This window comes from Melittangium boletus DSM 14713, from assembly GCF_002305855.1.
Classification (GTDB): Bacteria; Myxococcota; Myxococcia; order Myxococcales; family Myxococcaceae; genus Cystobacter; species Cystobacter boletus.
On sequence record NZ_CP022163.1, the window covers coordinates 1,493,224 to 1,513,811 of the forward strand.

General features: G+C 69.5%; 16 protein-coding genes. 4 read left to right on the forward strand and 12 right to left on the reverse strand.

Going from position 1 to position 20,588, the window contains the following annotated elements; genetic code table 11:
• Positions 1–23 precede the first annotated feature (23 nt).
• Both MEBOL_RS06305 and MEBOL_RS06310 read left to right on the forward strand, forming a co-directional pair.
• A complete protein-coding gene (locus MEBOL_RS06305; protein WP_095976560.1) occupies positions 24–1,724 on the forward strand; it encodes an FHA domain-containing protein in 1,701 nt (566 codons plus the stop codon).
• A gap of 62 nt (positions 1,725–1,786) precedes the next feature.
• Complete coding sequence (locus tag MEBOL_RS06310; RefSeq protein ID WP_095976561.1) at positions 1,787–2,380, forward strand: response regulator; 594 nt, start codon at positions 1,787–1,789, stop codon at positions 2,378–2,380.
• A gap of 28 nt (positions 2,381–2,408) precedes the next feature.
• Here the strand turns inward: MEBOL_RS06310 and MEBOL_RS06315 are convergent, their stop codons facing one another.
• Genes MEBOL_RS06315 through MEBOL_RS06325 form a run of 3 tightly spaced genes read right to left on the reverse strand, consistent with a single transcriptional unit; the run spans position 2,409 to position 4,790 of the window.
• The gene (locus MEBOL_RS06315; RefSeq protein WP_095976562.1) at positions 2,409–3,185 is read right to left on the reverse strand and encodes an enoyl-CoA hydratase/isomerase family protein; all 777 of its coding nucleotides are present in this window, start codon (positions 3,183–3,185) and stop codon (positions 2,409–2,411) included.
• Between the two features lie 6 nt (positions 3,186–3,191).
• Entirely contained in the window at positions 3,192–3,404 is a 213-nt protein-coding gene (locus MEBOL_RS42585; RefSeq protein WP_095976563.1) for a biotin/lipoyl-binding carrier protein, read from the reverse strand.
• 36 nt (positions 3,405–3,440) lie between these two features.
• Positions 3,441–4,790 (reverse strand): acetyl-CoA carboxylase biotin carboxylase subunit, encoded by a 1,350-nt coding sequence (locus MEBOL_RS06325; protein ID WP_095976564.1) that lies wholly within the window; start codon positions 4,788–4,790, stop codon positions 3,441–3,443.
• A gap of 132 nt (positions 4,791–4,922) precedes the next feature.
• On the opposite strand from MEBOL_RS06325, the gene MEBOL_RS06330 reads away from it, so the two are divergent.
• Positions 4,923–5,288, forward strand: coding sequence for a hypothetical protein (locus MEBOL_RS06330; RefSeq protein WP_179956390.1), 366 nt, complete (start codon positions 4,923–4,925; stop codon positions 5,286–5,288).
• Between the two features lies 1 nt (position 5,289).
• On the opposite strand, the gene ftsZ is transcribed toward MEBOL_RS06330, so the two are convergent.
• On the reverse strand, positions 5,290–6,504 hold the full coding sequence (gene ftsZ, locus MEBOL_RS06335) for a cell division protein FtsZ (RefSeq protein WP_095976566.1): 1,215 nt from the start codon (positions 6,502–6,504) through the stop codon (positions 5,290–5,292).
• A gap of 525 nt (positions 6,505–7,029) precedes the next feature.
• Here ftsZ and MEBOL_RS06340 point away from each other — a divergent pair.
• Complete coding sequence (locus tag MEBOL_RS06340) at positions 7,030–11,190, forward strand: ATP-binding protein (protein WP_157774794.1); 4,161 nt, start codon at positions 7,030–7,032, stop codon at positions 11,188–11,190.
• A 63-nt stretch (positions 11,191–11,253) separates the two neighbouring features.
• Here MEBOL_RS06340 and ftsA read toward each other — a convergent pair whose 3' ends face one another.
• The 8 genes from ftsA to murD form a co-directional block, all read right to left on the reverse strand.
• A complete protein-coding gene (ftsA, locus tag MEBOL_RS06345; protein WP_095976568.1) occupies positions 11,254–12,486 on the reverse strand; it encodes a cell division protein FtsA in 1,233 nt (410 codons plus the stop codon).
• Between the two features lie 46 nt (positions 12,487–12,532).
• Positions 12,533–13,387, reverse strand: a complete 855-nt coding sequence (locus MEBOL_RS06350; protein WP_095976569.1) for a cell division protein FtsQ/DivIB — start codon at positions 13,385–13,387, stop codon at positions 12,533–12,535.
• Positions 13,388–13,513: 126 nt separating this feature from the next.
• Positions 13,514–14,458 carry a D-alanine--D-alanine ligase gene (locus MEBOL_RS06355; protein ID WP_095976570.1) on the reverse strand — a complete coding sequence of 315 codons (945 nt, stop codon included), beginning with the start codon at positions 14,456–14,458 and terminating at the stop codon, positions 13,514–13,516.
• Positions 14,455–15,387 carry a UDP-N-acetylmuramate dehydrogenase gene (gene murB / locus MEBOL_RS06360; RefSeq protein WP_095976571.1) on the reverse strand — a complete coding sequence of 311 codons (933 nt, stop codon included), beginning with the start codon at positions 15,385–15,387 and terminating at the stop codon, positions 14,455–14,457. Before murB ends, MEBOL_RS06355 begins: the two co-directional genes overlap by 4 nt.
• 5 nt (positions 15,388–15,392) lie before the next feature.
• Positions 15,393–16,823: a UDP-N-acetylmuramate--L-alanine ligase gene (murC, locus tag MEBOL_RS06365; protein WP_095976572.1), complete on the reverse strand. Its 1,431-nt coding sequence runs from the start codon at positions 16,821–16,823 to the stop codon at positions 15,393–15,395.
• A gap of 15 nt (positions 16,824–16,838) precedes the next feature.
• Positions 16,839–18,035 carry an undecaprenyldiphospho-muramoylpentapeptide beta-N-acetylglucosaminyltransferase gene (gene murG / locus MEBOL_RS06370; protein WP_095976573.1) on the reverse strand — a complete coding sequence of 399 codons (1,197 nt, stop codon included), beginning with the start codon at positions 18,033–18,035 and terminating at the stop codon, positions 16,839–16,841.
• Positions 18,032–19,204, reverse strand: coding sequence for a putative lipid II flippase FtsW (gene ftsW / locus MEBOL_RS06375; protein ID WP_095976574.1), 1,173 nt, complete (start codon positions 19,202–19,204; stop codon positions 18,032–18,034). The genes murG and ftsW overlap by 4 nt, the downstream gene beginning before the upstream one ends.
• 4 nt (positions 19,205–19,208) lie before the next feature.
• Entirely contained in the window at positions 19,209–20,588 is a 1,380-nt protein-coding gene (gene murD / locus MEBOL_RS06380; protein ID WP_095976575.1) for a UDP-N-acetylmuramoyl-L-alanine--D-glutamate ligase, read from the reverse strand.

Consider the following 20,588-nt stretch of genomic DNA (forward strand, 5'->3'; position numbering starts at 1 on the left):
ATAGCTGTAAGGGGACTCTACTCGTGCTGAAGCTCATCATCGAAGACGACGAAGGGCGAAAGACCGTCGTTCCCTTCATGCGCGACGAGATCACGATCGGTCGTCAGGAGGGGAACACCATCCGCCTGACTGAACGCAACGTGTCTCGGCGCCACGCCCGCCTCTTGCGCCAGAACGGGCACGTGCTGGTGGAGGATCTGGGCAGCTACAACGGCGTGCGCATCAATGGAGAGCGCATCCAGGGGCCTGCCCAGGTCGGAGACGGCGATCTCATCCAGATTGGCGACTACGATCTGGCCCTCCAGCAGGAGGCCGCCGTCCAACCGCCCATCGCGCCCACCATCCGGGTGCCGAGCGCCGCGCTCCAGGCGGCCCTCGAGGAAAACGAGCGCACGGCCGAGGACGACGCCGAGGATACCCCCGCTCCTCATGACGAGGAGACCACCTCGCCCCAGTCCGCCGACCAGCGCCGCCACGCCACCGCCGTGATCCGGTTGGATCAGGTGGAGGCCAACCGGCCGCGCCGGGCCGAGCCGGTGCCCGCGGAAGAGGCACCCCATCTGGTGGTGGTGAGCCCCGAGTTCAAGGGCCAGGAGTTCGCCTGCATCAGCACCGAGATGCGGGTGGGCCGTACCGAGGACAACGACATCGCGATCGATCACCGCTCGCTGTCGCGGCTACACGCGAAGATCGTCCGCGAGGACTCGGGTGAGTGGCGCGTGCTCGACATGCAGTCCGCCAATGGCCTGAGCGTCAACGGCGAGAGCTACGCCCAGGCGCCCCTGACCCACGGAGATCTGCTCGAGCTGGGCCACGTGAAGCTGCGCTTCATCGGTCCCGGCAAGAGCGCCGATGGCATCCTGCACGACGGGAGCGCCAAGGGCTCGCGCAAGGGCCTCATGCTGGGCCTGGTGGGCGTCGTGGTGCTCGGTGGGCTCGCGGGAGCCGCCTGGTTCGCCCTCGGACCCAAGGACCCGGCCACCTCGCCGCCCGTCGCCACGGGCACGCCGCCGTCGGCCCCGTCCGCCAAGGAGCCTCCCACCCAGGCCACCGCCCCCAACACGCCGCCCACCCCGACCGCGCCCACGCTCGAGGACAAGCTCCAGAGCGCCCAGAAGGCCATGGACGAGCTGGACTTCGACACGGCGGTGACCACGCTCGAGGCGCTCGGCACCGAGGGCAAGCGCCCCGAGGGCGTGCAGGTGCTGCTCGATCAGGCCCGCGGCGAGAAGTCGGCGCGCAAGAGCCTGGATCAAGCCCAGAAGGATTTCGCCGCCGGCAAGTACCCGGAGGCCCAGAAGGCCCTGGCCGCCTCCGAGGCCACGCTCGCATTCGCCACCGAGCACACCGCCCTCAAGCAGAAGGTGGAGGCCGCGCTCAAGCCCGCCGAAAAGCCCGGCACCACCAAGCCCGTGGCCGGCTCCGTCAAGCAGAGCCCCGCCGAGCAGGCCAAGGAGCATTACGACGAAGGGATGAAGCTGCTCTCCAAGAAGCAGAACCGGGAAGCGGAGCAGCTCTTCAAGAAATGCCTCGAGGTCGATCCGACCTACGCGTACTGCCACATGATGTGGGGCGCCGCGGTGGCGAGGCTGGGCCGTGTCGATGAGGGCGCCCAGCATTACCGGGAGTTCCTGAAGCTCGCGCCGAACGACAACAGGGCGCCGCAGGTCAGGAAGCTGGTCGAGGACTACGAGAAGACTCAAACCCAAGGGGACGGTAAGTAGCCCCAGGGACGCGCTCCGCGCATTCCGGGCCGCCATCCGCCCCCTCACAAAGGAGAAGGTTCGTGCAGATCCGTATCCTGGTAGTCGATGACGAGCAGGACAACTGCGACTACCTCAAGCTTGTCCTGATGCGCGAGGGCTACGACGTCGTCACCACGACGGACCCCACCAAGACCGTGGAGATCCTCCGCAGCGCGGACTTCCACCTCGTCATCCTGGACATGATGATGCCCGTCATGTCCGGCACCGAGGTGCTGGAGCACATCCGCAAGTACGACACGGACGTCGCCGTCATCGTCGCCACCGCGTACCCCACGGTGGACACGGCCGTGGCCTCGCTGAAGAACCAGGCCAGCGACTACGTGAAGAAGCCCATGGAGCCGGAGCAGTTCCTCGGCGCCGTGCGCAACGCGCTCGCCAAGAAGGGCCTGTCCCAGGATCCCGAGGCGGATCTCCACCGCGCCATCGGCCGCACCATCCGCGACGCGCGCAAGACGCAGGATCTCACCCTCAAGCAGCTCGCGCGCCGCACCGGCCTGTCCGTGTCGCTGCTCTCGCAGATCGAGCGCGCCGAGTCCTCGGCGTCCATCTCGTCGCTCTACAAGATCGCCTCCGCGCTGCAACTGCGCATGGGCGAGCTGTTCGGCGACACCTGAGCCCGAGCGGGGCGGGGCAGCCCCCGCCTCAACGGCCGCGGAAACGGGGTGTGCGCTTCTCCAGGAAGGCCGCCCTGCCCTCGCGGGCATCCTCGCTCGCGAAGGCCCGTGCCCGCACCTCGCGCGACCAGGCCCGTTCCTCCTCGGACAGGGCAGGCCGCGTGAGCAACCGGAAGCTCTCCTTCATCCCCGCGATCGCCAGGGGCGCCTGCGCGGCGAGCGTCCGGCACAGCTCCATCGCCCGGGTCTCCGCATCCGGGAGGCACTCGTCCAACAAACCCCAGGCCAGCGCCTCCCTCGCGTCCAGCCGGCGCCCGGAGAGGAAGAGGATCTTCGCGCGCGCCACCCCCACCAGCCGGGCCACGCGCAACAAGCCATCCGGCGAGTAGACGATGCCCAGCCGCGCCGGGGGCATGCTGAAGAGCGCGTCCTCTCCGCCCACGCGGAAGTCACACGCCGCCGCCAGGTCGAAACCCGCGCCAAAAGCCGCTCCGCGCACCAGCGCGACCGTGGGCAGGGACAGCGCCTCCAGCCGTGCGAGGCATGCCATCAGCGCGTCATCCGGCAGCCGCTCCCCCGAGGGGACCGACAACAGGTTCAAGTCGAAGCCCGAGCAGAAAGTGCCTCCCTCTCCCCGGATGAGCACGGCACGGGCCTGGCCGGGCGCCGCGGCCAGCGCCGCGTCCAACCGGGCCACCTGATCGTCATCGAGCGCGTTGCGCCGGGCGGGATTGGACAGCGTCAGGACGAGCACTCCCTCGTCCTCGACGTCCACCCGAAGCGAGGAGGGCGGTATCGGATTCATGTCGCCCTACTCCAGTACCACGAGCACATCGCCTTCGTTGACCGACTGGGATTCCCGGCAACGAATCTCCCGCACGGTGCCCTCCACTTCCGTCTCCACCGGCATCTCCATCTTCATGGATTCGAGGATGACGAGCGTGTCCCCCGCGGAGACCCGCTGCCCGACCTGGACCTCGATCTTCCACACCGTCCCGGTGATGTGCGCCGCCACGTCCGCCATCGCTGTGCTCCTCCTTAGGAAGTGCCGCATGCACCCTCACGGCTTCGCGTGGTGCTCGAGAAACCGCGTGTTCAGCTCCCCCGCGCGGAAGACCGGGTCGCGCAGGATGCGCAGGTGCAACGGGATGTTCGTCTTGATGCCCTCGATCCGGAAGCCCTCCAGCGCGTGGATGGACCGCTCGATGGCCTCCGCGCGCGTGGCCCCGGAGACGATGAGCTTGGCGATCATCGGATCATAATGAGGCGTGACGAGGTCCCCCTCGGCATAGCCCGAGTCCAGGCGCACCCCCTCTCCCGAGGGGGGCTGGAACACCCGCAGCGGGCCCGGCGAGGGCAGGAAGCGCACCGGATCCTCCGCGTAGATGCGGAACTCGAGCGCCGCGCCCCGCCTCCGCACGTCCTCCTGCCGCACCGTGAGCCGCTCCCCCGCGGCGATGCGCAACTGCCAGGCGATGAGATCCAGCCCCGTGGTCAACTCCGTCACCGGGTGCTCCACCTGCAACCGGGCATTCATCTCGATGAAGTAGAAGCCCCCTTCCGCACAGAGGAACTCCACCGTGCCCGCGTTGGCGTAGCCGAAGGCACGCGCCGCGGTGAGCGCCGCCGAGAACAGCTTCCCGGCCAGCTCCTCGTCACGTCCCTCCGCGAAGAGCGGCGAGGGCGCCTCCTCCACCACCTTCTGGTGCCGGCGCTGGATGGAACACTCGCGCTCCAGGCCGTGGATGAGGTGGCCGTGGTGGTCGCCCAGGACCTGCACCTCGATGTGGCGCGGCGCCGGGAAGTAGCGCTCCAGGTAGATGCCCTCGCGGCCGAAGGCGGCCTTCGCCCGATCCGCGCACTGCCGGAAGACCTTCTCCAGCTCGGCGGGCGTGTGGGCCACGCCCATGCCAATGCCGCCTCCCCCTCCCGCCGCCTTGCACAACACCGGGTAGCCGATGCGCTCGGCGGCCACGCGCGCGGCGTCCACGTCCGGCAGCACGTCCTCGCTGCCCGGCACCACGGGAACGCCCGCGGCGGCCACGAGCTGGCGCGCCTGGCTCTTGTCCTTCATCCGCAGCATCGCCTCGGCGGGCGGACCCACGAAGACGAGGCCCGCGTCCTGGCAGGCCCGGGCGAACCCGGCGCTCTCCGACACGAAGCCGTAGCCCGGGTGCACCGCGTCCGCGCCCGTGGCCCTCGCCGCCTCCAGGAGCGCGGGGATGTTCAGGTAGCTGTCCCGAGGGGGCGCCGGACCGAGCCGCACCGCCTCATCCGCCTCGCGCACGAAGGGCAACCCCGCGTCCGCGTCCGAATAGACCGCCACGGTGGCCAGCCCCATCCCCTTCGCCACCGTCTGGATGCGCCGGGCAATCTCACCCCGGTTGGCGATGAGCAGCTTCTTGAACATGACCGCCCCTCGGTAGGTGATCGGCCAACCTAGACACCCCCTCCCGGACTGACAAGGAGACAACGCCCCCTGGGCCGGGAAGTTGCGAGCATGTAGGGAAATGGCGTAGCTTCCCAGGCCGTGAAGCCTCCCATGACAGGAAGAGTGGTGGATCTCCAGGGCGCGCGCCTCGAGCGGCGGCTGGAGCTGTACCGGGCGCGCGTCGCCGAGCGCCATCGCACCAACCGCGCGGCCGTGGAGTCGCTCTACGACGGAGGCACCCTCTTCTCGCCCCAGGGCACCCGCGCGGGACGGGCCCTGCTGCGCGCCCAGCAACTGCTCCAGCGCGCGAGCGGGCTGGTGGAGCTCCTGTCCGGAGAGGGCGTCATCCCCGCGCCCCGGCTGCCCGAGCACATCGACGCGCTCTACCGCGAGCTGGACACGCTCCTGGCGCGCAGTGACGCCCTGTCCGGGCGCCACCACCGGGCGGCGAGCGTGGCCCGCCTCCCCGGCCGCTGACTCACGGCATCTCGGTCTGGCCCTGACGGCGCAGGAACGTCGGGATGTCGAACTGATCCTCGTCCAGGGGCAGCGCCGCGTCCTTCACCACCGCGGTGCGGTTGGACAGCGAGCGGCCCTCGGCGGGAGACAGCGTGCGAGCCCCCGCCTTCGCGGGCACCAGGCTGGCCACTTCCTCGCGCGCCGTGGACAGCGTGACGGGCGAGGGCCGCGTGACGACGGGCACCTGCACCACCGGCGCCGGCTGGCGCGCCTTGGAGTCGCGCGAGACGAAGCCCGTGGCGATGATGGTGATCTTCACCTCGTCCTGGATGTTGTCGTCGATGAGCGAGCCGAAGATGATCTCCGCGTCCGGATCCGCCGCGTCGTGCACCAGCGTGAGCGCCTCGTTGACCTCCTGAAGGGTCATCTCGCGGCCGCCCGTGATGTTGATGAGCAGGCCCGTGGCGCCGTCGATGGAGATGTCCTCGAGCAGCGGGCTGGAGATGGCCTGCTGCATGGCGGTGAGCGCGCGCTTGTCGCCCGTGGCCTGGCCCGTGCCCATGAGCGCCAGTCCCTTGTCGCTCATGATGGTCTTCACGTCCGCGAAGTCCACGTTGATGTAGCCGTGGTACTGGATGAGATCCGAGATGCCCTGCACGGCGTTGAGCAGCACCTCGTCGGCGCGCTTGAACGTCTCGAGCAGCGGCATGGGCGCGTTGCTGAGCGTGAGCAGGCGCTGGTTCGGAATGGTGATGAGCGTGTCCACCGCGGCCTTGAGCTCCACCAGCCCCTGCTCGGCCTGCTTGCGGCGCTTGTTGCCCTCGAAGAGGAAGGGCTTGGTGACCACGCCCACCGTCAGGCACCCCAGGCTCTTGGCGATGTCCGCGATGATGGGCGCCGCGCCCGTGCCCGTTCCACCCCCCATGCCGGCCGTGACGAACACCATGTCCGCGCCCTCGATCATCGCGGCGATCTGATCGCGCGACTCGAGCGCCGCCTCGCGGCCCATCTCCGGATTGGCACCCGCGCCCAGGCCCTTCGTCAACGTCTGTCCGAGCTGCAGCCGCGTGGGTGCCTTGCTCGCCGCGAGCGCCTGGACATCGGTGTTGGCGGCGATGAAGTCCACACGCTCAAGCTTCGCCATGATCATCGTATTGACGGCGTTGCATCCGGCGCCCCCAACGCCGATGACGCGAATCTTGGCGGCCTGCTTGTTCTGCTCGAACTGGTCCATGTGTTTCCTTCTTTCGGCGCGGACCATCCCGAAGTCCGCGCGCGCGCCTACGGACACCATCTTCAGCAAGTCGCGATCTTTGGCAAGTTCTGAGCTACGAACCTGTAGCGCCACGTCGCATCGCCAAGTCGTCACAGGCACTTACGCGAGAGCCCCACCACAGCAACCGTGCGACGCGGTGGGTGCATCACACCTCTTGACTCGCGCGACGAGCGTTCCGGAGCACGGAGCGAACCTCGCTCCACGCATCGCGCCGCTCGTCATCCACGAATCGGCTTCGCCTCGCTCGGATGCCCAGCCACCTCGCCACGGGCGGCCGACAGGCTCCTCCCCCCCCTTCGCGCGCGCCACGAATCGGGGAGCCGAGGCAGCGGCCGGGGTGTTCGGGACTGAGTCGATCCATCCCAGGGGTTCTCGGCAAGGACAAGAGACGCAACACACCCGAGGAGCCACCCGACTTCCACGCTTCCGCCCGCCCACCCTGACGTATGGTTCCGCGGGGCAACTTCCTGATGAGGTGCACACGTGGATGAGGCACTGACTGGCGGAGGGGAAATGGCGGCGCGCATCCGCGCCTTCGATTGGACCCGGACGTCCCTGGGTCCTCCCGAGCAGTGGCCTCAGAGCTTGAAGACGGCGGTGAGCATCTGCCTGGACTCCCGCTTCCCCATGATCGTCCGGTGGGGAGAGGAGCTCACCGCCATCTACAACGACGCGTACATCCCCATCCTCGGACACAAGCATCCCGGAGCGCTGGGCGCGCCCGGCCTGTCACGAGCGGTGTGGGGAGATCCGGAGACCCGCGCCATCATCGAGCCCATGCTGCGAGGCGTACTCACGCGGGGCGAGGCCACGTGGTCGGACGACCAGCTCATCATCTTCGAGCGCAAGGGCTTCCGCGAGGAGGCCTACCTCACCTTCTCCTATAGCCCCATCCGGGTGGAGTCCGGCGCGGTGGGCGGCGTCTTCACCGCGGTGAGCGAAACGACACAGAAGGTGGTGGGCAAGCGCCGCCTGCGGGTGCTGCGCGAACTGTCCCTGCGCGCCGCGGAGGAGAAGACGGCCGAGGGGACCTACGCGGTGGTCGCGTCCGTGCTCGATTCCGCGCCCCATGACGTTCCCTTCTGTCTGCTCTACGTGCTCGACGCGAACGGAACGACGGCCACGCTCGTCGGCCGGAGCGGTGCACTGCCCGCGGACGCCGCGCCCGAGCGCATGGACGTGAACGACCCCTCCGCGCCCTGGCCCCTGGATCCATCCCGGAGCGGGGCCGTGGAATTGGATCTGACCCAGGCAGGCACGCGGACGAACGACCTTCCTGGAGGGCCCTGGCCCGAGCCCGCGCGAAGCGCGCTCGTGCAGCCGCTCATGCGCGGAGGAGAGCGGCGGCCCTCGGGCTTCCTCATCGCCGGAATCAGCCCCCGCCTGCCGTTGGACGCGAGCTACCGCGACTTCCTCACCCAGGTGGCGGGACATATCGCCGACGCCATCGCCCAGGTGCGCGCCTACCAGGAGGAGCGCCGGCGCGCCGAGGCGCTCGCCGAGCTGGATCGCGCCAAGACGGCCTTCTTCAGCAACGTGAGCCATGAGTTCCGCACGCCCCTCACGCTCATGCTCGGCCCCGCGGAGGAATTGCGCTCGGGCGCGCTCGGCCCCCTGACGCCCGCTCAGTCCGCCCAGGTCGACATGCTGCACCGCAATGCCCTGCGGCTGCTCAAGCTCGTCAACTCGCTCCTGGACTTCTCCCGCATCGAGGCCGGACGGGTCCAGGCCACCTACCAGCCCACGGATCTGTCCGGACTCACGCGCGACCTGGCGAGCGTCTTCCGCTCGGCCACCGAGCAGGCGGGACTCACCCTCACCCTGGACTGCCCTCCCCTCCCCGAGCCCGTCTACGTGGACCGGGATCTGTGGGAGAAGATCGTCCTCAACCTGCTGTCCAATGCCTTCAAATTCACCTTCGAGGGCGGCATCACCGTGGCGCTCCGGGCGGAGGACGGCCAGGCGGTGCTGACGGTGGAGGACACCGGCACGGGCATCCCCACCGAGGCGCTGCCCCACCTCTTCGAGCGCTTCTACCGGGTGGAAGGCGCACGCAGCCGCACCCACGAGGGCAGCGGCATCGGCCTGGCGCTCGTGCAGGAGTTGGTGAAGATGCACGCGGGCACGCTCTCGGTGTCGAGCAGCCTGGGCCAGGGCACGCGCTTCACCGTGGCCCTCCCCCTGGGCATGGCGCACCTGCCCGCCGAGCGCCTGGGCGCCTCCGCCGAGGAAACACCCTCCATCGCCGCCATCGCCGCACCCTACGTCCAGGAGGCCCTGCGCTGGCTGCCCGAGTCGAGCGAGCCCGCGCCGGAAGCCCCCCCGGAGCCCACGGAGAAACGCGGCCACATCCTCCTGGCGGATGACAACGCGGACATGCGCGACTACGTGGTCCGGCTCCTGCGCGACGCGGGCCACCAGGTGGACGTGGTGTCGAACGGCGTCCAGGCGCTCGCGGCGGCGCGGGAGCGGAGACCGGAGTTGGTGCTCACGGACGTGATGATGCCGGAGCTCGACGGTTTCGAACTCCTCCGGGAGCTGCGCGCCAACGAACGCACCCGCACCCTGCCCGTCATCATGCTCTCGGCTCGCGCCGGAGAGGAGTCGCGCATGGAAGGGTTGGATCAGGGGGCGGACGACTATCTGGTCAAGCCCTTCGGCGCGCGCGAACTGCTCACCCGCGTGCGCACCCATCTGGAGCTGTCGCGGCTGCGCGCCGAAGCGGAGGGCGAGCGCTTCCGCTCATTCGTACGCAACGTCCCCGGGGCCGTCTTCGCGAGCGAGCCGGAGGCCCCCTGGCGCTTCAGCTTCATGAGCGACCCCATCCTCGCCCTCACCGGCTACCCCGCCTCCGAGTTCCTCGAGGGCCGGTGCTGGGCCCCGCTCATCCACCCCGAGGACCTGGCGAACGTGGAGGCGCGGATCGCCCGGGCGGTGGACCGCCACACGCCCTATGAACTCGAGTACCGCATCATGCACGCGGACGGCCTGCCACGCTGGGTCTCCGAGATCGGGCGCGCCCTCTACGACGAGCACGGCACGCCGTGGTCCCTCGAGGGCATCTTCTTCGACATCACCTCGCGCAAGGCGACCGAGGAGGCGCTGCAACAGTACGAGCGCCAGGTGAGCCGCACCATCGCCGAGAACGCGACATCCGCCCTGTACATGACGGACAGCGAGGGCCGCTGCACCTTCATGAACCCCGCGGCCGAGCGGATGACGGGCCATACCTTCGTGGACATCCGGGGCCAGCGGCTCCATGAGTTGCTCCACCCCAAGCACGCGGACGCTCCCCCCTGTTCCCTCGAGGCGCTGCTCACCGGACACGCGACGCTCGCGAATGGTCACGAGGACGTCTTCGTGCGCGTGACCGGGAGCACCCTGCCCGTGGCCGTCTCCGCGAGCCCCCTGCTGCGCGCGGGCCAGCGCGTGGCCACCGTGCTCGAGGCGAGGGATCTCACCGAGCAGAAACGGGCCGAGGCCTCGCTCCAGGAAGCCAGCCGCCGCAAGGACGAGTTCCTGGCGATGCTCGCCCACGAGCTGCGCAACCCCCTGGCCCCCGTGCGCTCGGCGCTCAAGCTGCTCACCTCCCACATCACCCTGGACGAGAAGGGCCAGCACGCCCTGGAGGTCATCGAGCGCCAGACGACGAACCTCGCGCGGCTGGTGGATGATCTGCTCGACGTGTCGCGCATCACCCGGGGGCGCATCGAGCTGCGCAAGACGATCGTGGCGCTGCCCGCCTTGGTGGACAGCGCCCTGCAATCCGTCCAGTCCCTGCTCGATGAGCGGCGCCACGAGGTGAGCGTGACCCTGCCGCGCAAGCCCCTGTACACCTTCGGCGACGCCGTGCGCCTCGAGCAGATCATCGTCAACCTCATCACCAACGCGGCCAAGTACACGGACCCCGAGGGCCTGCTCCGGGTGAGCCTCGAGCGCTCCGGCACGGAGGCGGAGATCCGGGTGAAGGACTCGGGCATCGGCATCTCCCCGGAGATGCTCCGCCGCGTGTTCAACCTCTTCGAGCAGGCCGAGCGCGGCCTCGATCGTTCCCAGGGAGGACTGGGCATCGGCCTGACGGTGGTGAAGAACCTCGTGGAGCTGCACGGCGGCACCATCGAGGCCCGGAGCGAGGGAACGGGCCGGGGCAGCGAGTTCATCGTCCGGCTCCCGCTCGCCGAGGCACCCGCCACCACGTCCATCCCGGCCCCCGCGCACGTCCCGGCTCCCGCCGCGGCGGAACCCCGCGAGAGCCCGCCCCCCGCCGCGTCCCGGCGGATCCTCGTGGTGGACGACAACGTCGACGCCGCCGACACCCTCGCGGAGCTGCTCCAGACGTGGGAGCACACCGTGTGGCAGGCGCATGATGGCCTCTCCGCGCTCAAGGCCGCGGAGGAGCACCACCCGGACGTCGTCCTGCTCGACATCGGACTGCCGGGCATGGACGGCTACGAGGTCGCCCGCCGCCTGCGGACGGGACCGCTGGGCCCGACCCTGACCCTGGTGGCCCTCACCGGCTATGGCCAGGCGAGTGACCGCAGCCGCGCGATGGAGGCGGGCTTCGACAAGCACTTCGTCAAGCCCGTGGACATCGACGGGCTGGAGAACTTCCTGCGGCAGGGCCCAACCCACGCGCATCGCTGAAAAAAGGAAGGGGCCGCTGGGAGGGGCGGCCCCGAAGGGTACTGCGGCACCTGTCACGACGAACTAGAAGATCTCCTCCAGCCACTCGCGCATGCGGCCCTTGACCTTCTTGTAGACGTTCTCGTCGCGGATGCGGAACATCTTCCGGTCCAGGTGCTTGGCGCCGTAGACGACCAGGCCCACGCCGGTCGCGTACATGGGGCTCTTCACCACGTCCACGAGCCCGCCGATGCCGCGCGGCATGCCCCGGCGCACCGGCAGTCCAATCACTTCCTCGGCCAGCTCCGGCATGCCCGCGAGCAGCGTGGAGCCACCGGTGATGACCACGCCCGAGGCGAGCAGGTCCTCGTAGCCGCACTTCTGGATCTCCCGGTGCACGAGCTGGAAGATCTCCTCCACGCGCGGCTCCAGGATCTCACAGAGGATCTGCCGGCCGAGCACGCGCGGCTGACGGCCGCCCACGCTGGGCACCTCGATGGTCTCGTCCTTGTTGACGAGCGAGGACAGGGCGCAGCCGAACTTCTGCTTGATGCGCTCGGCCTCGTGGGCCGGGGTGCGCAGGCCGATGGCGATGTCGCTCGTCAGGTTGTTGCCGCCGAGCGCGATGACGGCGGTGTGGACGATGGAGCCGCCGGAGAAGATGGCGATGTCGGTGGTGCCGCCGCCGATGTCGACGAGGCACACGCCCAGCTCCTTCTCGTCCTCGCCCAGCACGGCCTCGGCGGAGGCGAGCGGCTGCAGGACGATGTCCGCCACGTTGAGGCCCGTGCGGTTGGCGCACTTGACGATGTTCTGCGCGCTGGACACGGCGCCGGTGACGATGTGCACCTTGGCCTCCAGCCGCACCCCCGCCATGCCCAGGGGCTCCTTGATGCCGCCCTGGTCATCGATGATGAACTCCTGGGGCAGGACATGGATGACCTCGCGGTCGAGCGGAATCGCCACGGCCTTGGCCGCGTCGATGACGCGCGCGATGTCCGGCTCGCGCACTTCCTTGTCCTTCACCGCGACGATTCCCTGGGAGTTGAAGCCCTTGATGTGGCCCCCGGCGATGCCGGTGTACACGTGGGAGATCTCGGCGCCGGCCATGAGCTCGGCCTCCTCCACCGCGCGGCGGATGGAGGACACGGTCGCCTCGATGTTGACCACCACGCCCTTGCGAAGACCCTTCGACGGATGAGTCCCGATGCCGATGATGTCGATCCCATTGTCGGTCAGCTCCCCGACGATGGCGCAGATCTTCGTCGTGCCGATATCGAGGCCGACGATGATCTCCCCGGACTTCTGCTTCGCCATGACTGCCCTCCCAGGCCCCCCACTTTCGTGAAAGGGGCGCGATCTCCTACTGCGCCGAGGCCCCGGTCCTCTCGGAGACGGGGCTCGAAAGCTTCACCGCCACCCAGCCGGGACGCGCCCGGTTCTCCAGGTGGATGACGTCCGCGGCCAGGCCACGGCTCTTCAATTCGTCGCGCACACGCGCGAGCCTCTTCAACTTGGCGTCCGTCTCGCCCTGCCCCAACAACACTTCCGTCCCGTCCGCCAATACCAGCACCATGCCCTCGGGCACGACGCGCACTTCGCTCAACCGGTCGCGCTTGCCCGGCTGCGTGGCCGCGTAGGCGCGCAGCACGGCCAGCGCCTCACGCAGGCGCTCGCGCGTGCGGGACTCGTCCGACAGGTACGCCTCCCGCTCCATGCCGGTGATGAGCACCAGGTCCAGTCCATCCCCGGGCTGCAGCCGCTTGAAGGGCTCGGCGTCCTCGTCCAGCAGGTACAGGTCGCTGAGCACCGCGAGCGCCGCCGGGACGTGCTCGGACACCTCCACGGACACACTGGAGGGGAAGTGCCGCCGCACCTTCACGTCGCGCACCCAGGGATGGGTGTCCATGGCGCGCTCGAGCGCCGCCACGTCCAGGGACCACAGGTTCTGCCCCACCGTCAGCCCGGACAGCTTGAGCAGCTCGCCCGCGTGCGCCCGCTGCAACCCGCTGAAGGACGTCTCCTTCAAGAGGAAGAAGGGCGAGGTGAGCGCCCAGTGCCGCAGCTCGATGGAGCCCCAGACGAGGGCACATGTCAGACCGGTCAGGAGAATGGCCTTGGCGAGTCCGGGCCCATGCGTCCGCACGGCGCCCTTCATCGCCTCCTTCTTCTGAGCGACGTCCTGGTGACGCCGATTCTTGGGCTGACCGAATGCCATGGTGTGGGTCGGCGCATGCTGCGCGCGGTTGGATCTCCATGCCAGTTTTTCGCTACAGACACGTCGCTGTAGTCCGGCGCCCTTCGTGCAAGGGCCCGGCGCGTTCAATTCTTCGATGGGATGAACTCAGGCCTTGACAGAGGCCCCTTGCAGCAGGCGCTCACACAGTCCGGGGAAGTCGATGCCCCGGCCCGCGGCGATCTTCGGCAGCAGGCTGGACTCGGTCATTCCCGGCAACGTGTTGGTCTCCAGCAGGTAGACGTCTCCCGAGGGAGTCAGGATGACGTCCGAGCGGGAGCCTCCACTGCACCCCAGGGCGCGGTGGGCACCCAGGCACACGTCGTTCACGCGCGCGTACTGCTCGGGCGGCAGGGGCGCGGGGAAGAGGTACCGGGTGGTCCCTCCCGACTGGTACTTGGCCTCGTAGTCGTAGAACTCGCGCGCGGCGACCACCTCGATGACGCCCAGGGCCTCGTCGTCCAGGACGCCGCCCTGCACCTCGCGGCCCTTGATGTACTGCTCCACCAGGAGGGTGCCCGCGCGTCCGGCCGCGTCCTCCACGGCGGCGAGGTAGGCCTCGCGCGTCTTGCACAGGTGGACGCCCACGCTGCTGCCCTCGCGGGAGGGCTTGACCACCACCGGCAGGCCGAAGGGGAGCGAGTCCACGGCGGCCAGGGCCTCTTCCTTCGAGGAGAAGGCGCGGTAGGGAGGCGTGGGGATGCCGTGGGCGACGAAGATCTGCTTGGCGAAGACCTTGTCCATGGCCAGGGACGAGGCCAGCACGCCGCTGCCCGTGTAGGGGATGGCGAGACACTCGAGCAGACCCTGGACGCAGCCGTCCTCGCCAAAGCGGCCATGCAGGGCGATGAAGGCGACCTCCACCTTCTCCGCCACGAGCCGCGCGGCCAGGTCGCGGCCCACGTCGATCTCCACCACGTCATAGCCGAGCCCCCGCAGGGCCTTGGCCACGGCGGCCCCGGAGCGCAACGACACTTCGCGCTCGGAGGACAGACCTCCGAGCAACACACCGACCCGCTTCCGCTTCAGCTCATCCTTGGACAGGGTGCTCATGGCAGGAAGACTCCCACGCGCTTGACTTCGGGTTGTAACTCGACGCCCCGCTCCTCCTTCACGCGCGTTCGCATGAGGGTGAGAAGAGAGAGGACATCGTGGGCGGAGGCTCCGCCCAGGTTGACGATCCAGTTGGCGTGCAGCGGAGAGACCTGCGCACGGCCGATGATGTAACCCTTGAGGTGAACACTCTCGATGAGCCGCCCGGCGAAATCCCCCGGCGGATTGGTGAAGACACTGCCGAAGTTGGGCTGGCTCAGCGGCTGGGAGCGCTTGCGGTAGGCGAGGTCCTCGTCCATCACCTTCTTGGAGGCCACGAGGTCCCCCTTGGGCAGGAGGAAGCGCACGCGCGTCACCACGCCGCCCGGGGGCAGGTCCGAGTGCCGGTAGCGGTGGGGAATCTCCGCCTTGGAGAGCCACCCCACCCCCTCCGCGGTGGCCACCTCGACGGCCTCCACCACGCGGAAGCACTCGCCGTTCTTGGTGCCCGCGTTCATGGTGACCGCGCCGCCGAGCGTGCCCGGAATCCCGGCGAGGAATTCCGCGCCCACGAGCCCGTGCGCACGCATCTGGTTGCACAGCCGCACGATGGCCGCGCCCGCGCCGAGCGTGAGCCGGCCCTCGGCCTCCCCCACCTCGGCCTGCTCCGGGAAGAGATCGCCCGGTAGCTTCACGGTGATACCGGGAACGCCGCCATCGCCCACGAGCGTGTTGGCGCCCCCTCCGAGCACGGTGAGGGGCACGCCCTCCTCGCGCGCCAGGCGCAGCAGGGCCACGAGGGCGTCGGGCGAACGCGGACGGACGAGCGCCTCGGCCGGGCCCCCCACGCGCACGCTCGTGAGGGGCGCGAGCGGAGCGTCCGCGCTCACGTCACAGCCGGACAGGCGCCCCACCCGCTCGGGCAGGGACGAGGAGGAAACGGCCACCATGTGCCCTAGTCGCCCTTCCCCAGCCCGTGCCGCTTGAGCAGTTCGACGAGTTCCGGACCCACCTGGGTGATGTCGCCCGCGCCGAGCGTGAGCACGAGGTCTCCCTCGCGAAGCCGGGGCAACAGGGCGCGCGCCAGGTCCGTGCGCTTCTCCACGAAGGTGACGTCGCGGTGGCCGTGCTCGCGGATGGCCTCGGCCAGGGCGTCGGCGGTGGCGCCGGGGATGGGCTCCTCGCCCGCGGCATAGACGTTGGAGACGAAGAGCACGTCCGCGTCGTTGAAGGAGGTGGCGAACTCCTTGAAGAGCTCGTGGGTGCGCGTGTAGCGGTGGGGCTGGAAGGCCACCACGAGCCTGCGGCCGAAGGCGCGCCGGGCGCCCGCGAGCGTGGCCTGGACCTCGGTGGGGTGGTGCCCGTAGTCGTCCACCACGGTGATCCCCGCCACCTCGCCGCGCACGGTGAAGCGCCGCTGCACGCCGCCGAACTCGGCCAGCGCGGCGCGCACCACGTCCAGGGGCACGTCCATCTCCTCGGCCGCGGCGATGACGGCCAGGGCGTTGAGCGCGTTGTGCGCGCCCACCATGCGCACGCGGAACTCCCCGAGCGGCTCCTCCCGCCGGAAGGCCTCGAAGCGGGTGCTGAAGCCCTCGAGCCGCACGCCCTCCAGCCGGTAGTCCGCCATGTGCGAGCTGCCGTAGGTGACGAAGCGCTTCTCCAGGTGCGGCAGGAGCGACTGGACGTTGGGGTTGTCCAGGCACAGGACGTTGAGACCGTAGAAGGGCACGCGGTTGCAGAAGGACGTGAAGGCCTCCTTCAGGTTCTCCAGCGTGCCGTAGTGGTCCATGTGCTCCGGGTCGATGTTGGTGACGATGGAGATGGACGGGTGCAGGTGCAGGAAGCTGCCGTCGCTCTCGTCGGCCTCCACCACCATGAGCTCGCTCTTGCCGAGCTTGGCGTTGGAGTCGAGCACGTTCACCTTGCCACCCACCACGGCCGTGGGATCGAGGCCCGCGGCGGACAGCACGGTGGCCACCATGGAGGTGGTGGTCGTCTTGCCGTGGCTGCCCGCGACGGCGACGGCGTACTTGAGCCGCATGAGCTCCGCGAGCATCTCCGCGCGGGGGATGACGGGAATCTTGCGCTGGCGCGCGGTGAGGACCTCGGGGTTGTCCTTGCGCACGGCCGAGGAGATGACGACCACGTCCGCGTGCACGAGGTTGTCCGCGCGGTGCCCCTCGAAGAGCGTGGCGCCCAGGCGCTCGAGGCGCCGGGTGATGTCACTGGCCTTGAGGTCCGAGCCGGACACGCGGTAGCCGAGGTTGAGCAACACCTCGGCGATGCCGCTCATGCCGATGCCGCCAATGCCCACGAAGTGCACGTGCGCGGCATGACGCGTCTTGAAGAGGCTCGTGGTCCTGGCGGGGCGCTGAGTCGTCACGAAGGTATTTTCTCCTCAAGCCTGCTTTTCGTTGCCATCCGTCGGCTTGCCGTTGCCCTCGGTTTTCTTCGGGGCCGGCTTCTTCGGGCGGGGATCCTCTCCCCGCTCCACGGCGCGTCCATCCGGGCCGTACTTCTTCACCATCAGGTCCACGAGCACGTCCGCCAGCTCCTTGGCGGCCTCGGGACGGCCGAGCAGGCCCGCCTTCTTCTCCATCTGGCGCAGCCGCTCCGGCTCGTCCTTGAGACGGCGGATCTCCGCGGCCAGCTTCTGTCCCGTCAGCTCCGACTCGCGGAACATGAGGGCGGCGCCCGCGGACACCATCTCCTGGGCGTTGACCGCCTGGTGGTCATCCGTGGCGAAGGGAAAGGGGATGAGGATGCTGGCCTTCTTGGCCACCATCAGCTCGGAGAGCGTGGTGGCGCCCGCGCGGCACACGACGAGCGAGGCCTCGGCGTAGGCGCTGGACATGTCGTCGATGAACTCCACCACCTGGGCCTCGAAGCCCCGGGAGGCGTAACCCTGGCGCACCGTCTCCAGGTCCTTCTTGCCCGTCTGGTGGACGATGCGCAGCTGGCCCTTGAGGTCTCCCAGGTGCTCCAACGCGTCGAGCATCCGCTGGTTGATGCCGCGGGCGCCCAGGCTGCCGCCGAAGACGAGCAGGGAGAAGGTGTCGTGGGCCACGTGCGCGAGCAGGAAGTTGTCCATCAGCTTGCGGCGGATGGGGTTGCCCACGAGCTGCACCTTGCGCGAGGGAAAGAAGGCGCCCGCCCCCGCGAAGGCGGTGAAGACGACGCGCGCGAACCGGCCGAGCACCTTGTTGGTGAGCCCCGGCAGCGCGTTCTGCTCCTGCACCGCCGTGGGGATGCCCAGGAGCGCCGCGGCGAGCACCACCGGTCCGCTCGAGTAGCCCCCCACCCCCACCACCACGTCCGGCATGTGCTTGCGGAGGATCTTGAAGGACTCGATGAAGGCCAGGGGCAGCACGAGCAGCCCCTTGAGCAGCCCCAGCAGGCCCTTGCCCTTGAGCCCCTGGGCGCGGATGGTCTCCAGGGGGTAGCCCTCGCGGGGAACCACCCGGGCCTCCAGGCCGCGCTCGGTGCCCACGAACACCACCTGGTTGGCGTGGTGCCGCGTCACCACCTCTTCCGCCAGGGCAATGCCCGGGTAGAGATGGCCTCCCGTACCGCCTCCCGCGATGAGCACCTTCACGCCGCCACCTCCCTCAAATCACCGCCGGAGCGCTGGGGACGGTTACCGCCGCCCGGCTGCGCACTGGCACTGAGCGAGAGCAATACACCGGCCGCCCCCATCAACACCACCAGGGAAGAGCCTCCATACGACACGAAAGGGAGCGTCAGGCCCTTGGTCGGCAGCAAGCCCATCGCCACGCACATGTTCACCGTGGCCTGAAAGGCGATGATGGAGGTGATGCCCAGGCCCAGGTAGGTGCCGAACACCTCCGGGGCCGCGAGGCTCGCCCGGACGCCGCGCCAGATGATGAGGGCGTAGAGCACCACCAGCACCCCCACCCCCAAGAGGCCCAGCTCCTCGCCGATGATGGCGAAGATGAAGTCCGTGTGCGCCTCGGGCAGGAAGAAGAGCTTCTGCCGGCCGTCTCCCAGTCCCAGGCCCGTGAGGCCGCCGGAGCCAATGGACATGAGGGACTCGGCCACCTGGTAGCCGATGTCGTGCCGGTGGGCCCACGGATCCAGGAAGGCCAGCACGCGCTTCATCCGGTAGGGGCTCGTCGCGATGGCCGCGTAGGCCAGGGGCAGCGCCAGCAGCACCGAGCCCACCAGGTAGCTCACCTTGGTGCCCGCGGCGAACAGCAGGGCGAACAAGAGGAACACCAACAACACCGAGCTGCCAAAGTCCGGCTGGAGCATACAAAGTCCCACCAGGAGGCCGCACAGCAGCAGGTGCGGGAGGAATCCCACGGAGAACGTCGCCACCTTCTCGCGCTTCTTGGCCAGCGAGTAGGACAGGTAGACGACCCAGGCGAACTTGGCCACCTCGGCGGGCTGCAGGCCGAAGCCCGGCAGGCGGATCCACCGGCGCGCGCCGCCCACCGTGGTGCCGATGCCCGGAATGAGCACCAGCACGAGCAGCACCAGCGTCACGAGCAGCAGCGGGTAGGCGAGCCGCGCCAGGCGCCTCCAGCCCACCTTCATGCCCACCGCCATCGCCACCACGCCCATGGCCACCGCCAGCAACTGACGGTTGAGGAAGTAGAAGCTGTCGCCCAGCTTGTCCTGGGCCATGACGGCGCTCGCCGAGTACACCATCACCAGACCGAGCGAGACGAGCGACAGCACGGCACACAACAACAACGCGTCGAACCGCACGGGGGCGGTGGACGCGGAGGCGATGGCCTTCATGGGATCAGAGTTCCCCTACCAGGCGCTTGAAGGTGTCGCCCCGGTGCTCGAAGTTCTGGAACTGATCATAGGACGCGCAGGCGGGTGACAAAAGAATGGTGTCCCCCGCCGTCGCCAGCGCCCGGGCCTGGCGGACGGCGTCGGCGAGCGTGCCACACGGGTACACGCGAGCCACCCCCTCGTAGGCCTGGGCGAGCAACGGGGCGTCCTGGCCGATGGTGAGCACCGCCTTCACCTTGCTGCGGCCCTCCTCCACCATGGGAGCGTAGGGAGCCCCCTTGCCCTTGCCTCCCGCGATGAGGAGCACGTCCCGGGAGAAGGCGCGCAGGGCCACCAGCACCGAGTCCACGTTGGTGGCCTTGGAGTCATTCACCCACTCCACACCCTCCAGCACGCGCACGCTCTCCAGACGGTGGGGAAGTCCCGGATAGCTGTCGAGGCCCGCCTGCACCGCCGCGTGCGAGACGCCCCCCAACCGGGCCAGCAGCGCCGCCGCCATGGCGTTCTGCGTGTTGTGGCCTCCGCGCAGCGCGCGGTTGGTGAGGGTGAAGGTCTCCCCCGGGTCGCCCACGCCCTCGAAGCCGAAGCCTCCGGGCCGCGCCACCGCCAGGCCGACGAGCCGAGGCGCCTCGGCCACCGGTTGTCCGGTGAGACTGAAACCGTAGACGGGCCCGGGAGCGGACTCGGCCAGCCGCATCACGTCCGCGTCGTCCGCGTTCACCACGGCGAAATCCGCTCCGGTCTGCTGGCGCCAGATGCGGGCCTTCGCCGCGCCGTAAGCCGCGTGATCCGGGTACCGGTCGATGTGGTCCGGCGTGAGGTTGAGGATGGCGGCCCCCCGGGGCCGCAGCGAGTCGATGCCCTCGAGCTGGAAGCTGGAGAGCTCCACCACCAGCGCGTCCCAGGCCTCGGGGGTCAAGGCCGCCTCGGCGAAGGGGCGCCCGAGGTTGCCGCCGACGAACGTGCGGCCGCCGCCCTGGGCGAACAGCTCACCGGTGAGCGCCGTGGTGGTGCTCTTGCCGTTGGTGCCGGTGATGCCGAAGAGCGGCACGTGCGAGAGGAAGCGCCCGGCCAGCTCCACCTCGCCCCACACGGGCACGCCCGCGGCGCGCGCCGCCTGGAGCTCCGGCAGCGCCAGGGGCACGCCCGGGCTCACCACCACGAGCCGGTGCGATTCGAGCAGACCCGGCGGCGGAGGGGCGGTGACGAGCGTGACGCCCTGGGCCTTGAGTTCGCGCGCCGTCGCGCCCAGGGCCTCCTCGGTCCGAGCATCGAGCGCCGTCACGCGCGCGCCCTTCTGGACCAGCAGACGGATGGCGGCCAGACCACTCTTGGCCAACCCGTACACGGCCACCTTCGAGTCCCGCAGCAGGTCGGGCGTCAT

Excerpts from the sequence above, each read along its gene's own strand:
- murD (WP_095976575.1), bottom strand. The coding sequence starts at position 20,588 with ATGACGCCCGACCTGCTGCGGGACTCGAAGGTGGCCGTGTACGGGTTG.
- MEBOL_RS06355 (WP_095976570.1), bottom strand. The coding sequence starts at position 14,458 with ATGAGCACCCTGTCCAAGGATGAGCTGAAGCGGAAGCGGGTCGGTGTG.
- ftsW (WP_095976574.1), bottom strand. The coding sequence starts at position 19,204 with ATGAAGGCCATCGCCTCCGCGTCCACCGCCCCCGTGCGGTTCGACGCG.
- MEBOL_RS42585 (WP_095976563.1), bottom strand. The coding sequence starts at position 3,404 with ATGGCGGACGTGGCGGCGCACATCACCGGGACGGTGTGGAAGATCGAG.
- ftsA (WP_095976568.1), bottom strand. The coding sequence starts at position 12,486 with ATGGCGAAGCAGAAGTCCGGGGAGATCATCGTCGGCCTCGATATCGGC.
- MEBOL_RS06325 (WP_095976564.1), bottom strand. The coding sequence starts at position 4,790 with ATGTTCAAGAAGCTGCTCATCGCCAACCGGGGTGAGATTGCCCGGCGC.
- MEBOL_RS06315 (WP_095976562.1), bottom strand. The coding sequence starts at position 3,185 with ATGAATCCGATACCGCCCTCCTCGCTTCGGGTGGACGTCGAGGACGAG.
- ftsZ (WP_095976566.1), bottom strand. The coding sequence starts at position 6,504 with ATGGACCAGTTCGAGCAGAACAAGCAGGCCGCCAAGATTCGCGTCATC.
- MEBOL_RS06330 (WP_179956390.1), top strand. The coding sequence starts at position 4,923 with ATGACAGGAAGAGTGGTGGATCTCCAGGGCGCGCGCCTCGAGCGGCGG.
- MEBOL_RS06350 (WP_095976569.1), bottom strand. The coding sequence starts at position 13,387 with ATGGCATTCGGTCAGCCCAAGAATCGGCGTCACCAGGACGTCGCTCAG.
- murB (WP_095976571.1), bottom strand. The coding sequence starts at position 15,387 with ATGGTGGCCGTTTCCTCCTCGTCCCTGCCCGAGCGGGTGGGGCGCCTG.